This is a genomic window from Streptomyces asoensis (assembly GCF_013085465.1).
In the GTDB taxonomy this organism is placed as follows: Bacteria; Actinomycetota; Actinomycetes; order Streptomycetales; family Streptomycetaceae; genus Streptomyces; species Streptomyces cacaoi_A.
This window is the reverse complement of the sequence record NZ_CP049838.1, coordinates 7,615,633-7,628,299: the sequence shown is the minus strand read 5'-3', so window position 1 is coordinate 7,628,299 and position 12,667 is coordinate 7,615,633. Positions and strand designations below refer to the sequence as shown.

Annotated in this window: 13 protein-coding genes; 11 read left to right on the top strand and 2 right to left on the bottom strand. The window is 72.0% G+C overall.

The genetic code is table 11. The features are described 5' to 3' along the window. Nucleotides 1-132: 132 nt before the first annotated feature. From G9272_RS34240 to G9272_RS34210, 7 genes are all read left to right on the top strand, one after another. Nucleotides 133-546 carry a hypothetical protein gene (locus G9272_RS34240; protein WP_171400095.1) on the top strand — a complete coding sequence of 138 codons (414 nt, stop codon included), beginning with the start codon at nucleotides 133-135 and terminating at the stop codon, nucleotides 544-546. A gap of 91 nt (nucleotides 547-637) precedes the next feature. Then, nucleotides 638-1,219, top strand: coding sequence for a carbonic anhydrase (locus tag G9272_RS34235; protein WP_171400094.1), 582 nt, complete (start codon nucleotides 638-640; stop codon nucleotides 1,217-1,219). Between the two features lie 8 nt (nucleotides 1,220-1,227). Further along, a complete protein-coding gene (locus G9272_RS34230) occupies nucleotides 1,228-2,718 on the top strand; it encodes a SulP family inorganic anion transporter (RefSeq protein ID WP_171400093.1) in 1,491 nt (496 codons plus the stop codon). Nucleotides 2,719-2,845: 127 nt separating this feature from the next. Continuing rightward, nucleotides 2,846-3,712, top strand: coding sequence for a slipin family protein (locus G9272_RS34225; protein ID WP_171400092.1), 867 nt, complete (start codon nucleotides 2,846-2,848; stop codon nucleotides 3,710-3,712). A 90-nt stretch (nucleotides 3,713-3,802) separates the two neighbouring features. Beyond that, nucleotides 3,803-5,176: a PhoX family protein gene (locus G9272_RS34220; protein ID WP_171400091.1), complete on the top strand. Its 1,374-nt coding sequence runs from the start codon at nucleotides 3,803-3,805 to the stop codon at nucleotides 5,174-5,176. A gap of 240 nt (nucleotides 5,177-5,416) precedes the next feature. Beyond that, a complete protein-coding gene (locus tag G9272_RS34215) occupies nucleotides 5,417-6,271 on the top strand; it encodes a polysaccharide deacetylase family protein (protein WP_171400090.1) in 855 nt (284 codons plus the stop codon). A 67-nt stretch (nucleotides 6,272-6,338) separates the two neighbouring features. Beyond that, the gene (locus tag G9272_RS34210) at nucleotides 6,339-6,527 is read left to right on the top strand and encodes a hypothetical protein (protein WP_057605820.1); all 189 of its coding nucleotides are present in this window, start codon (nucleotides 6,339-6,341) and stop codon (nucleotides 6,525-6,527) included. A gap of 173 nt (nucleotides 6,528-6,700) precedes the next feature. On the opposite strand, the gene G9272_RS34205 is transcribed toward G9272_RS34210, so the two are convergent. After that, nucleotides 6,701-7,372 (bottom strand): ABC transporter, encoded by a 672-nt coding sequence (locus G9272_RS34205; RefSeq protein WP_171400089.1) that lies wholly within the window; start codon nucleotides 7,370-7,372, stop codon nucleotides 6,701-6,703. Then, on the bottom strand, nucleotides 7,369-8,229 hold the full coding sequence (locus G9272_RS34200; RefSeq protein ID WP_171400088.1) for an ABC transporter ATP-binding protein: 861 nt from the start codon (nucleotides 8,227-8,229) through the stop codon (nucleotides 7,369-7,371). The genes G9272_RS34205 and G9272_RS34200 overlap by 4 nt, the downstream gene beginning before the upstream one ends. A 27-nt stretch (nucleotides 8,230-8,256) precedes the next feature. Between G9272_RS34200 and G9272_RS34195 the strand changes: the two genes are divergently transcribed. From G9272_RS34195 to G9272_RS34180, 4 genes are all read left to right on the top strand, one after another. Next, the gene (locus G9272_RS34195) at nucleotides 8,257-9,009 is read left to right on the top strand and encodes a peptidyl-tRNA hydrolase (protein WP_171400087.1); all 753 of its coding nucleotides are present in this window, start codon (nucleotides 8,257-8,259) and stop codon (nucleotides 9,007-9,009) included. Between the two features lie 215 nt (nucleotides 9,010-9,224). Continuing rightward, nucleotides 9,225-10,706 (top strand): DUF692 domain-containing protein, encoded by a 1,482-nt coding sequence (locus tag G9272_RS34190; protein WP_171400086.1) that lies wholly within the window; start codon nucleotides 9,225-9,227, stop codon nucleotides 10,704-10,706. A gap of 271 nt (nucleotides 10,707-10,977) precedes the next feature. Next, nucleotides 10,978-11,754, top strand: a complete 777-nt coding sequence (locus G9272_RS34185; RefSeq protein WP_171400085.1) for a DUF4142 domain-containing protein — start codon at nucleotides 10,978-10,980, stop codon at nucleotides 11,752-11,754. A 115-nt stretch (nucleotides 11,755-11,869) separates the two neighbouring features. Further along, nucleotides 11,870-12,646, top strand: a complete 777-nt coding sequence (locus tag G9272_RS34180; RefSeq protein WP_171400084.1) for a TIGR04222 domain-containing membrane protein — start codon at nucleotides 11,870-11,872, stop codon at nucleotides 12,644-12,646. Nucleotides 12,647-12,667: the final 21 nt, after the last annotated feature.

Genomic DNA, 12,667 nt, shown 5'->3' with positions numbered 1-12,667 from the left:
TTTGAGGCGCACTTCATCTCGCAACGTCGAGTTAACCCTGCAAACAACTTTGCAGGGTTAACGTGTTTCTTGACCAGTGGTTGACCAACCGTTGGTCTGGACTAGAAACGCGAACCGGCCGAAGGGGGGCGCATGTTCCGAGGTACGACGACCCGGACCGTCATCTCGATCCTCGCCGCCGTCCTGCTCGCCCTCCCGTTCTTCGCACCCACGTCATCCTTCGCACCCGCGCACACGGTGCGTCAGGCCGAGGCCAAGACCCAGCCCGGAAACAAACTTTCCGGCAAAGCGATGCGCGACGAGATCGCCACGTTCCGCGACTGCGACCGCTCCGGCGGCCCCGCCGACCCCCTGCGCACCCGCGACCGCCACCGCGCCACCACCTCCGCCTCGGCCGCCTCCACACCCCAGGAGCCCGAGCGCGCGCTGCTGGCGCAGGATCCCGCGGCCGCGCATCAGCCGCCCCGGCCCGGCGACCCCTATCACCGCTCGTCGAGATCCTCGGCGGCCCACTCTCCGGCGGCCCTCCAGGTCTTCCGCTGCTGAGAGAGCAGAGCAGAACAGCAGTTCCCCCACCTGTCCTGTGTCCTGCACATCCGACGCGCCCCCACGGCGCGCCAGGAGGAGTCACCACGTCATGCAGCCCCTCATCGACAACGCCCGTACGTTCGGACAGCGCCCTGAGGAGTTCGCCAAACTCGCAGATGGCCAGTCCCCCCAGGTCCTGTTCATCACCTGCTCCGACTCGCGGGTCGTTCCCGCCCTGATCACGGGCGCCCGTCCCGGCGAGCTCTTCGAGCTGCGCACCGCGGGCAACATCGTGCCCCCCTACGGCTCCGACCGCCCCACCGGCGAGGCGGCCACCATCGAGTACGCCGTGGAGGTGCTCGGCGTCCAGGACGTCGTCGTCTGCGGCCACTCGCACTGCGGCGCCGTCGGCGCGCTGGTGCGCGGCGACGACCTCGACGGCGTCCCCGCCGTACGCGACTGGCTCGCGCACGCCGCGGACGAACCGGGGACCGCCGACCCCGACGACCCGACGGTCATGCGGGCGGTGCAGAACCATGTACTCGCCCAGTTGCTGCGGCTGCGCTCCTACCCGTGCGTGGAGAAGCGGCTGGCCGACGGCCGGCTGCGGGTGCGCGGCTGGTACTACGAGGTGCACACCGGTGCCGTACGCGAACACCGCGTGGACACCGACGGCTTCGAGGCCCTGTGAGCGCCACGATGAACCAGAAGCCCGCCGGGCGAATAGCCCGGTTCCCCCACCTGCGGCAGGACTTCGCCGCCTCTCTCGTCGTCTTCCTGGTCGCGCTGCCGCTGTGTGTGGGCGTGGCCGTGGCCTCCGGCGTGCCGGCCGAGCTGGGGCTCGTCACCGGCATCGTCGGCGGCCTCGTCACCGGTCTGCTGCGGGGCAGCTCCCTCCAGGTGTCCGGTCCGGCGGCCGGACTGACCGTGCTGGTCTTCGAGGCGGTGCAGGAGTTCGGCCTGCCCGCCCTCGGCGTGATCGTCCTCGCCACGGGCGTCCTCCAGCTCGCCATGGGCGCCCTGAAACTGGGCCGCTACTTCCGGGCCATCTCCGTCTCGGTCGTCGAGGGCATGCTGGCCGGAATCGGCCTGGTGCTGATCGCCGGTCAGCTGTACGCGGTAGCGGGCGCCAAGGCGCCGACGTCCGGCCTCGGCAAGATCGCCGGACTGCCCGAGGCCCTCGTGGACGCGGCCGGCAGCACCTCCGCGCTGGCCTCGCTCGCGATCGGCGCCGGCACCATCGCGGTGCTCGTGTTGTGGAAGCGGTTGCCGGCGAAGGTGCGCACGGTGCCCGGCCCGCTCGCCGCGGTGGGCCTGGCGACGCTCGCCGCCCTGCTGCTGAACCTGCCCGTGGCCACGGTCGAGGTGCAGGGCCTGCTCGGTTCCGTCCAGCCTCCGTCGCTGAGCTCCTTCGGCGAACTGGCGCACGTCGGACTGCTCGGCACGATCGTCGCGTTCACCCTGATCGCGTCCGCCGAGTCGCTGTTCAGCGCGGCGGCGGTGGACCGGCTGCACGACGGTCCGCGCACCGAGTACGACAAGGAGCTGATGGCGCAGGGCGCGGGGAACGCGATCTGCGGGGCGCTCGGCGCGCTGCCGATGACCGCGGTGATCGTGCGCAGCGCGGCCAACGTGCAGGCGGGCGCGCGGACGAAGGCGTCGCGCGTCCTGCACGGCGTGTGGCTGCTGCTGTTCGCGGCCCTGCTGCCGAACGTGCTGGCGTACATACCCATCCCGGCACTGGCCGGCATCCTCGTGCACGCGGGCGCCAAGCTCGTGCCGGTGCGGGCGATCGTGGGTCTGTGGCGCGAGCACCGCGGCGAGGCGCTGATCCTGGTGGTCACGGCCGTGTCGATCGTGGCGGTCAGCATGTTCGAGGGTGTTCTCATCGGTCTCGCACTGGCCGTCGCCAAGACGGCCTGGGAGGCCTCGCACCTCAGGCTGGAGATCGTCGACAAGGGCGCCGGCCCCGTCCAGGCGTATCTGTCGGGCAACGCGACGTTCCTGCGTCTGCCGAAGATCCTCGACAACCTGGAGGCCCTCCCGCAGGACCGCCCCGTCGAGCTGGACCTCTCCGGTCTGCACCACCTCGACCACGCCTGCCGTACGGCACTGGAGACCTGGGCCGAGCGGCACAGTGCGGCCGGCACGGAGCCGGTGAAGGTGACGGAACCGGTGACGACCGTGTAGCCCGCACCACTCGCCGTCCGGCCCGGGACTCGGGGCGTGGCCCCGGGCCGGACGGCGGGCATATCGTTACAGGGCAGACAGAAGCAGCCGGAAACGCTCTTACGGGCCTCTTGCCGAGGAGGTCGTCATGCTCCAGGAGCTGCTGGGTGTGGCCGCGGCGGTCGCCGCCGGAGGCGTCGTGTATGTCGCGGCGGCGGCGCGGGTCGTCAAGCAGTACGAACGCGGGGTCGTCCTCCGGCTCGGCCGGCTGCGCGGCGAGGTCCGCCCACCGGGGTTCACCCTGGTCGTCCCGGCCGTGGACCGGCTGCGCAAGGTCAACATGCAGATCGTGACGATGCCGATTCCCGCCCAGGAGGGCATCACCCGCGACAACGTGACCGTGCGGGTCGACGCGGTGGTGTACTTCCGGGTGGTGGACGCGGCTGCCGCGATCATCAACGTCGAGGACTACCGCTTCGCCGTCTCGCAGATGGCGCAGACCTCCCTGCGGTCGATCATCGGCAAGAGCGAGCTGGACGACCTGCTGTCCAACCGGGAGAAGCTCAACGAGGGCCTGGAGCTGATGATCGACAGCCCCGCCATCGGCTGGGGCGTGCAGATCGACCGGGTGGAGATCAAGGACGTGTCCCTGCCGGACACGATGAAGCGCTCGATGGCCCGGCAGGCCGAGGCCGACCGCGAGCGGCGGGCCAGGATCATCAACGCCGACGCCGAACTCCAGGCCTCCAAGAAGCTCGCCGAGGCCGCGAAGGAGATGTCGGAGCAGCCCGCCGCGCTCCAGCTGCGGCTGCTCCAGACGGTGGTGGCGGTCGCCGCGGAGAAGAACTCCACCCTCGTCCTGCCGTTCCCGGTGGAGCTGTTGCGCTTCCTGGAAAAAGCCCAGCAACCGCTCCCACAAAATCCACAGCAACAGCAAGAACCACAGCAACAGCCACAGCAACAGCCGCCGCTGCCGCCTCCACCGCCGCCCTCCCCGAAGGATGTGGACGAGTGACACGAGCTACGCGCGTGGTTCCCGGGGCGCACTGCGGGTGATAGACACAGCGGGATCACAGTTCCTGTCCGCCAGCAGGAAGGTTTTCCCATGTCTGCGACACGACGTCAGATCCTCGCCGGTACCGGTGCCCTGGGAGTGGGCGCGGGCATCGCGTTCACCGGCGCCCTCTCCGACCTCTTCGCGGGCACCGCCGCCGCGCAGAACCTCGGCCGCGACGGCTACGGCCCCCTCGTACCCGACAAGGACGGCCTGCTCGACCTCCCCGCGGGCTTCCGCTACCGGGTCCTGTCCCGCGAGGGCGACCCGCTGCGCTCCGGCGAGGGCCCGGTGCCCTCGAACCACGACGGCATGACGGCCCTGCCCGGCCGGGGCGGTCGAGTCCACCTGGTCCGCAACCACGAGAACCGCCCCACGGCGAAGTTCCCCGTCCCCACCATCGAGGGCCTGACCTACGACCCGGCGGGCAAGGGCGGCTGTACGGCACTGACGCTGGACTCCCGGAACAACGTGCTCTCCGAGCGGGTGGCCATCGCCGGTACGGCCGTCAACTGCGCGGGCGGGCCCACTCCGTGGCACACCTGGCTGACCTGCGAGGAGACCGAGGACAAAGCCGGCACAAACGGTTACACAAAGGATCACGGCTTCATCTTCGAGGTCGACCCGGCCGACCCGCGCCGCAGCGGGGCCGTCCCGCTGACCGCGATGGGCCGCTTCCAGCACGAGGCGATCGCCGTCGACCCGCGTCTCGGAATCGTTTACGAAACCGAGGACGCGTTTCTGGAGCCGTTCGGCCTTTTCTACCGCTTTCTCCCGAAGAAACCGCTGGGCGGGGCGGGCTCGCTGCGCGCGGGCGGCCGCCTCCAGGCGATGCGTGTCCCCGGTGTGCCGGACCTGTCCTCGATCCAGGACACGGGCGCCACCTTCGACGGCATCGAATGGGTCGACGTACCGGACCCTCTCGCCGTCGAAACCCCGGTCCGTCTCCAGGACTTCGGCCCGAAGGGCATCACGCACGCCCAGAAACTCGAGGGCTGTTACTGGGGCGGGCGGTGCGTGTACTTCGTGTCGTCGTTCGCACACGGCGCGGACGGCTCGGCGGCCGACCACTTCGGCCAGATCTGGCGGTACGACCCGAAGCTCCGCCGCCTCACCCTCGTCATCGTCTTCGGCCCGGACACGGACGTCCAGCTCCCGGGCGAGTCCCCGGACAACATCTGCCTGGCGCCCAGCGGCGGCCTGATGGTCTGCGAGGACGGCAACGGCGCCCAACACGTCTTCGGCGTGACCAGGGGCGGCGAGGTGTACGCGATGGCGCGGGGCCGCCAGAACATCGGAACACCACAGGCCCCCGAGTGGGGCGAGTTCGCCGGCGTCACCTTCTCCCCCGACGGGGACACGATGTACGTCAACTGCTACACCCCCGGAACCACCTTCGCCGTCACGGGGCCCTGGCGGCGCTAGTCCGGCTCCGGGAGGCGGGTCCCCGGCTCGGCGGGGGCCCGGACCGGCGCCCGGTGGGGCAGATCCTGGCCCGCTCGACCCCGACGTGACGTCACGGGAAACGCCGGCGCACGGAACATTCCGCGTCCCCCGCCTGCCCGGGCGCTGCCCCGGGCGAGCGAGGGCCCGGGCGGGTGACACCACTCGAGTCACGGTCTCATATCATCACAAATAGGAGCACAACCCTCATAACTTCATACGATGATCCTTCCCGTACGCCGCCTCGCCGCCCTCTGTGCCCTTGGGGCCGCGCTCGCCCCCCTCGCCGCCTGCGGCACCCCTCGGGAACCACGTGCCGCGCGTCCGGCCGCCCCCGCGCACGCTTCCCTCGCCCCCACCCGGCCCCCCACGCTGGCCCCCGGTCCGGCCGGCCTCACCCCCGTCTTCAGCAACGCGCCCCGCACGGCCGACAAGAGGGTCGCCCTCACCTTCGACGCCGACATGACCGCCGACCAGGGAGCCCGCGCGGCGGCCGGCGAGCACTTCGACAACCCGGGGCTGATCGCGGCACTGCGGGCGCTGAAGGTGCCGGCCACCGTGTTCATGACCGGCCGCTGGGCCGAGGAGTACCCGGACCAGGCCCGCTCCCTCGGCCGCGACCCCCGCTTCGAGATCGCCAACCACTCCTACAGCCACTACGCCTTCACCGACGACTGCTACGGCCTGCCGACCGTCCCCGAGGACGCGATGCGCGCGGACGTGGAGCGGGCGTACACGGCGTTCCGCAAGGCCGGGGTGCCGGACGCGATGCCCTACTTCCGTTTCCCCGGCGGCTGCTACGACCGGCGGGCGCTGCGCGCGGTGAGCGGCCTGGGCATGACCGCGGTGCAGTGGGACGTGGTGAGCGGGGACGCGTTCGCGACCGACGCGGACGCGGTGGCCCGGCAGGTACTGGAGGGGGTCCGGCCCGGCTCCGTCGTCGTCATGCACTGCACGCGCAGCGCCGCTCCGACGACCGAGCGGGCGGTACGGACCGTCGTGCCGGAGCTGCGCCGTCAGGGATACCGGTTCGTGAAGGTGTCCGAGCTGATCGGGGCGGCGAGCGGACGGCGGTGAACGACGCACACCCGCACGCTGAGCGGCTTCGCTTCGTACGTCGTAATCGCTTACGTACGCTGGAGGCATGAGCGACGACAGTGACCGGGAGTACTGCCTGATCGACGCGACCACGCCGCCCAGGGCCGAGGGGCCGCCGTACGCGGAGTGCGTGCTGTGCCGAAAGCCGACGGAGTATCCGGAGTCGTACAAGGGGATCACGCTGTGCCCGGTGTGCGAATGGCAGGAGGCGCAGCGGACTGCGTGCTCGGGGTAACCGTTTGCTCGGGGTAACCGTTTGCTCCGCACAATCGACCACGGACAGGCAACCGGATACCGACAAGTAGCCGCAATCGGTTACCACCGCACATCACCGGCGCGCGTTCGTTCACTGCTGGGTAAGTTGCGTAACCGCTTCCCTGAGTAACCGCTTCCCCGACCTCCCCCTGCTCACGGCGATCGGCGAGACGTGAGCGCGCACGCCACGGCCGTCGCCGCGGCGGTCAGCAAAGCTGCCGCGGCCACGGGCAGGAGCGGCACGTGGACGGTCGCCGAGTGGGAGCCGCCGACCAGGCCGCTCACCGCCGCCTGCGCCGGGGAACCGGTTACCACCAGGGCCAGCAGCGCCGCCAGCAGCAGCGCGGGGACCGCGCGGCCGGGCGAGCGCAGCACGGGCCAGGCGGTGAGCGCGCCGACGGCCACGCCGAGCAGGGCGCAGGTCAGGACGGCGAGCAGTCCGGCGCCGGCGGCTTCCAGGACGGGAACGCGCTTGTCGTGGTCGCTGCCGACCGGGTCGCTGATGAACGTGACCACCACCGTCGCCGCCGTACCGAGCACGACGGCCGTGGCCAGCGCGACCAGGACACAGGCCAGGTGCGCCCGCCCGGGCCCGACCGCCGCCGCGACGACGGTGCGGGCGGCCGGGGGCTCGTTGGTGACGCAGATCCGCACCAGCCAGGCGGCGACGGGCAGCAGGAACGCGGCCGTGTACCCGAGCGAGTCCAGCAGCGGCTGGCCTCCCTGCACGCCGATGCCCAGGAAGACGGCGTAGAGGAGGAACGGGGGCAGCCAGCGCTGCGAGCGCAGGAGCAGGGCGGTCTGATAGCGCAGGAGGGCGGTCATCGGTGGCGGCTCCCGTCCTGACGGACGCTCACCACGTGCCACGGCGGGCGGGCGGTCAGCAGGGCGCGGAGCAGGACGTCGGAGTGGGAGGCGGGGACGGTGAGCCGGTGGGTGCGGTCGGCCGTCTCCTCGGTGGCGGTGGCCAGGCGGAGCGCTTCCGGTGGGAGCGGGGCGGTCGGGCCGTGCACCTCGATGGTCATGTGCGGGCCGTTGGGGGCGGTGGTCGGTTCCGCTGCGGTACGGCGGTGGAGGGTGCCGTCGCGGACCGTGTACTCGGCGTCCGCCCGGCCGGCGAGGCGGCGGGGGTCGTGGTCCACGAAGACGACGGCCGATCCGACGGCCGTCCGCTCGGCGACGGCACGTTCCAGTTCGGCGCGCGCGTCGGTGTCGAGACCGGTCCAGGCCTCGTCCAGGACGAGCAACTCCGGTTCGGCGAGGAGTGCTTGCGCCACGGCGACCTTCTGGCTGCTGCCCTTGGACAGGCGGCTCATCGGGGTGTGGGCGTGTGCGGTGGCGCCGAAGCGGTCCAGCCAGTCGCCCGCGGCGCGCTCGGCCGCCGTACGGGACAGACCGTGGACCGCGCCGAGGTGGGTGAGGTAGCCGAGGGCGGTGAAGGGGAGGGCGGCGGGGAAACGTTCGGGAACGTAGGCGGTGCGGGGGGCGCCGGTGACCCTGCCTTCGGTCGGGGCGTCGATGCGGGCGAGCAGACGGAGAAGGGTGGACTTCCCGGTGCCGTTGGGGCCCTCGATGCGGGTGAGGGTGGCGGGGGCCGGGTTCAGGTGCACGTCGCGGAACACCCAGGGGCCGCGAACGCCGTAGCGGCGGCCCACGGCCTCCAGCCGTAGCTCACGTGGCATGCGGACCGTCCTTTCACACGCGGTTGCATGGATCTTCCACCTGGCAGACTGGAGGACGTGACCATTGATCCGGCCGTTCCCGGCGACAGCCCTTTCCGTTCCGAGCGTTCGATACGGGACGAGGCTCCGCAGTACGTCCTGCCTTTGGTGGTCCGTATCGAGCGTGCCGACCCGCCGGCGCGCACGGACGCGCTGGAGACGGCCGCGCGCGCCGTGCTGACCCTCCTCGCCGACGAGCGGGCGCTGGGCGACGGCGAGTGGGCGGCGACCGTGCGTGACTGGCAGGACGCCCGGATCCGCAAGGTGGTGCGGCGGGCGCGGGGCGCCGAGTGGCGGCGGGCGGAGGCGCTGCCCGGCATCACGGTCACGGGCAAGGCGGCGGAAGTAAGGGTTTTCCCGCCCGTTCCGCTGGACGGCTGGCCCAAGGACCTGGCGAAGCTCCAGGTTTCCGGAACCGATCTCGAGGACCCGGAGCCACCGGTCGACATCGACCCGACGGCTCCGGTGATCTGGCAGAACCCGGAGGTCGGCATGTCCGCGGGCAAGGCGATGGCGCAGGCCGGGCACGGCGCGCAGCTCGCCTGGTGGGAACTGTCGGACGAGGAGCGGACCGCCTGGCGCGAGGCGGGATTTCCGCTCGCCGTGCGGACCGCGGAGCCGCGACGGTGGCGTGAGCTGACGGAGAGCGGACTGCCGCTGGTGCGGGACGCCGGGTTCACCGAGATCGCGCCGGGCAGTTGCACGGTGGTCGCGGACCACCCGGCCCTGCGGGCCCGCTAGCCCCGTCGCCCGTCGCCCACCGGCCCCGCAGCCCGTCGCCGTCGCCCCGACACCCCGACACCCCGACACCCCGACACCCCGACGCCCCCGCGGCTCCCCGGCCCTGCGGTCCGAACCTCAAATGTTGCTCTGAAGGAGCGTGACGGGCGGTTCGGGAGGCGGTGGCGGGGCCATACCACCGTCACCACGCAGGGGGCACGAAGGAGGCGGGGACCATGAAGCGACTGGGGACGGGGATCGGCTGGCGGCCGGAGATCGCGGACGCCGTGGAGCGCATGCCGGGCATCGACTGGGTCGAGGCCGTCGCCGAGAACGTGTGTCCCGGGCATCTGCCCGACTCGCTGCTACGGCTGCGCGAGCGCGGGGTCACCGTGATCCCGCACGGCGTCTCCCTCGGGCTGGGCGATGCGGAGCGGCCCGACGCGGGACGGCTGGCCGCGCTCGCCGAGCGGGCCGAGGCACTGGGTTCGCCGCTGGTCACCGAGCACATCGCGTTCGTCCGCGCGGGCGGCCCCCTGACCGCGTCCCCGCGGCTCGAGGCCGGGCATCTGCTGCCCGTGCCGCGCACCCGCGACGCCCTCGACGTGCTGTGCGAGAACGTGCGCATCGCGCAGGACGCGCTGCCGGTGCCGCTCGCCGTCGAGAACATCGCCGCGCTCATCGCGTGGCCGGGCGAGGAGATGACGGAGGGACAGTTCCTGTACGAGCTGGCCGACCGCACGGGCGTACGGCTGCTCATCGACGTGGCCAACCTGCACACCAACCACGTCAACCGGGGCGAGGACCCCGCCAAGGCGCTCGCCGAACTGCCCCTGGAGGCCGTCGCCTACGTCCATGTCGCGGGCGGCTTCGAGCGGGACGGCGTCTGGCACGACAGTCACGCCCACCCGGTGCCCCGGCCGGTCCTCGACATCCTCACCGACCTCGCGTCCCGGGTGTCGCCGCCAGGGGTGCTGCTGGAGCGGGACGAGAACTTCCCCGAACCGGCTGAGCTGGAACGGGAGTTGGGCACGATCAATTCGGCCGTCGAAGCCGGCGAGCGGGAGGGTGCCCTCGCGCGAGCTTCTTCGACCACAGGGGAGCACGGCGCCACGAAGATGGGAACGGGGGTCGGGCATGGAGTCGGGGCCGGAGTCGGGACCAGGACGAGAACCGGGGACGGGACGATAACCGGGGACGGGATGGGGACCCGGGTCGAGAGCGGGACCAAGACCGAGACCAGGACCGTGACCGGGGACGAATCCGCCCCGCCCACCCCGGAGACGGGCCCGGCCGCCCTCGACGAGGCGACTCGTCAGCGCCTCGGCCTCGCGCAGGCGGCGTTGCTGTCCGCGCTGGTCGCCGGGACGCCGGTCCCCGAGGGCTTCGACCGGGTGCGACTCGGCGTACAGGCCCGGGCGCTGGCGGCGAAGCGGGCGGATGTAGTGGCGAAGGTGGCTCCGGAGCTGCCGCTGATTCTCGGCAACGGTTACCGCACCGCATTCATCGCATACGCCCAAGGCCACCCGATGCACGGCGGCTACCGGCAGGACGCCCTCGACTTCGCCGAGCACACACTCCTGCGGGGACGGCTGACGGAGGGCCGGGCCCGCCGCGAACTGCGGCGCTGGTGGCTGGACCGCTCGGGCCCCGCACCGAGGCCGAAGTCAAGGTTGGGGCAGGTCGGACGAGTGGGCCGGACGTTGATTCGACGGTGAGGTACCCGGCGCCGTGGGCCGCCCGAATGTGCCGGGGTTAACACCCCACAACCCACCACGCGCACCGCAACCGCTTCCGCACCGCTCGCGCACCGTTTCCACAGCGTTTCTCCCTTTTTGGAGCCCAACCCGGTCATACCGTTTCGCCCGTCATGCTCCCGTTGTAACCGTTTGCCCCCGTACGGCAGTTGGCAGTGCAGGCGAAGTAAAATGCCAGCCAGTCCCACAACCGAAGCGCACTAGCGTGCAGTGCCGCGAGCAGGAGGCACCCATGCGGCCGCGACCCCCCATCCAGGGCAGAGGCATTTTCAGCGGAACCGGGCTCATCATCACGGGCCTGGCGGCGACCCTGGCGGCGCTGGTCTTCCCGATCTGGTCGTACGCAGACCGGTCGGGCACCGGAGTGGACGTGCTGAACGCGCAGACGGTGTCGACGCAGTACGGGCCGCTGTCCGCGCTGGACCGGGAGTTCGTCACGAAGGTCCGGCTGGCGGGGCTGTGGGAGCTGCCCGCCGGTCAGCAGGCGCAGACGAAGGGCACGACCGAGGCCGTACGGACGGCGGGCCGGCACCTCGTCGAGGGGCACACCTTCCTGGACGAGCGGGTGCGCACCGTCGCCTCCCAGTTGGGCCTCGCGCTGCCGAACGAGCCGAACGAGCAGCAGCAGGGCTGGCTGAGCGAGCTCGGCGCGGCGCAGGGCGAGCAGTACGACTGGAAGTTCGCCAACATCCTGCGCCTCGCGCACGGCCGGGTGTTCTCCGTCGTCGCCCAGGTGCGCGCCAGTACCCGCAACTCGCTGGTGCGCGAGCTCGCCGACGACGCCAACACCACCGTGCTGGACCACATCAAGATCCTGGAGGCCACCGGGTTCGTCGACTTCGACGCCCTCGCCCGGGACATGGCCGCCGACAGCACGCCGCCGATCACCCGCTCCCCCGGCCCGCCGGGGCCGACGGCCGACCCCGGGGAGGTCGTGCCGGTGGCGCCGTCGCCGTATCCCACCTACACGCTCCCGCCGGCCGCGGCCAGCCCGCCACCCGGCAGCTGACACCGGTTTCCGAGGTCCGGGCGAAGGTAAGCGGAACGTCACATACCCACAACGCTCGGTCCGGATTGTGAACAGGGCATGGCGTTTCTCGGTGCACATGGCATAGAAACGCGGCATGGTCTGGGTGCTTCTCCTGCTGCCGGCATGGGCCGTCGCGGGTGCGGCGTGCACACGGCTGTGCCTGGCCGCCGTACGGGCGGCCGCCGTCGACGAGAACGCGGGCCAGGGACATGATCTGACGCTCTACGAGGCGGCCTTCCTGTCCGGCGGTCCGGGCAGGGTCGCCGACCTGGCCATGGTCTCCATGGCGCGGCAGCGGCGGCTGGTGCTCGCCCGCACCGGCTGGGCGACCGTCGTGGACCCGCGCGGGCGCGACGAGATGGAGCGGTCGGTCATAGGGGCCATCGGGCCCGAGGGGCAGTCCCGTATCGCCCCGGCGCGGGCGGCGGCGGCCGCCGCGGACGCGGTGGGCGGTCTCGCCGACCGGTTGGTCCGCGCCGGTCTCGCGGTGCCCGACGGGGCCCGTACGACAGTTGCGGCCGGGGTGCGGCAGGTACGGGTCGCCGCCGTGGCCGTCCTCGCGCTGGGTGCCACCGCACTGCTGGTCCCCGCCACCCCGGACATGCCCCGCAACCTCGTCGCACTCTGGTTCGCGCTGCCCCTGGCCCTCACGCTGAGCTGTCTCGCCATAGCGCGGGTGGAGGTGCATCCGTACTCGCGCTGGGCCTCCCCGGCCGGGCAGCGGCTGCTGGGCGCGCTGGCGCGGCGCACGGGTGGCACGGGGGACGACCGTACGTACCTGACCTCCGTCGCCGTACGCGGGATCCGGGCGGTGGGCGAGCCGGACCTGCGGGCGGCCTTCGCTCATCGTGAGCAGTACGGACGGGACTGAGGCAGGGCGCGCTCGACCACC

Coding starts and splice junctions, on each gene's coding strand:
- G9272_RS34240 (WP_171400095.1), top strand. CDS start 133: ATGTTCCGAGGTACGACGACCCGGACCGTCATCTCGATCCTCGCCGCC.
- G9272_RS34235 (WP_171400094.1), top strand. CDS start 638: ATGCAGCCCCTCATCGACAACGCCCGTACGTTCGGACAGCGCCCTGAG.
- G9272_RS34230 (WP_171400093.1), top strand. CDS start 1,228: ATGAACCAGAAGCCCGCCGGGCGAATAGCCCGGTTCCCCCACCTGCGG.
- G9272_RS34225 (WP_171400092.1), top strand. CDS start 2,846: ATGCTCCAGGAGCTGCTGGGTGTGGCCGCGGCGGTCGCCGCCGGAGGC.
- G9272_RS34220 (WP_171400091.1), top strand. CDS start 3,803: ATGTCTGCGACACGACGTCAGATCCTCGCCGGTACCGGTGCCCTGGGA.
- G9272_RS34215 (WP_171400090.1), top strand. CDS start 5,417: ATGATCCTTCCCGTACGCCGCCTCGCCGCCCTCTGTGCCCTTGGGGCC.
- G9272_RS34210 (WP_057605820.1), top strand. CDS start 6,339: ATGAGCGACGACAGTGACCGGGAGTACTGCCTGATCGACGCGACCACG.
- G9272_RS34205 (WP_171400089.1), bottom strand. CDS start 7,372: ATGACCGCCCTCCTGCGCTATCAGACCGCCCTGCTCCTGCGCTCGCAG.
- G9272_RS34200 (WP_171400088.1), bottom strand. CDS start 8,229: ATGCCACGTGAGCTACGGCTGGAGGCCGTGGGCCGCCGCTACGGCGTT.
- G9272_RS34195 (WP_171400087.1), top strand. CDS start 8,257: ATGGATCTTCCACCTGGCAGACTGGAGGACGTGACCATTGATCCGGCC.
- G9272_RS34190 (WP_171400086.1), top strand. CDS start 9,225: ATGAAGCGACTGGGGACGGGGATCGGCTGGCGGCCGGAGATCGCGGAC.
- G9272_RS34185 (WP_171400085.1), top strand. CDS start 10,978: ATGCGGCCGCGACCCCCCATCCAGGGCAGAGGCATTTTCAGCGGAACC.
- G9272_RS34180 (WP_171400084.1), top strand. CDS start 11,870: ATGGTCTGGGTGCTTCTCCTGCTGCCGGCATGGGCCGTCGCGGGTGCG.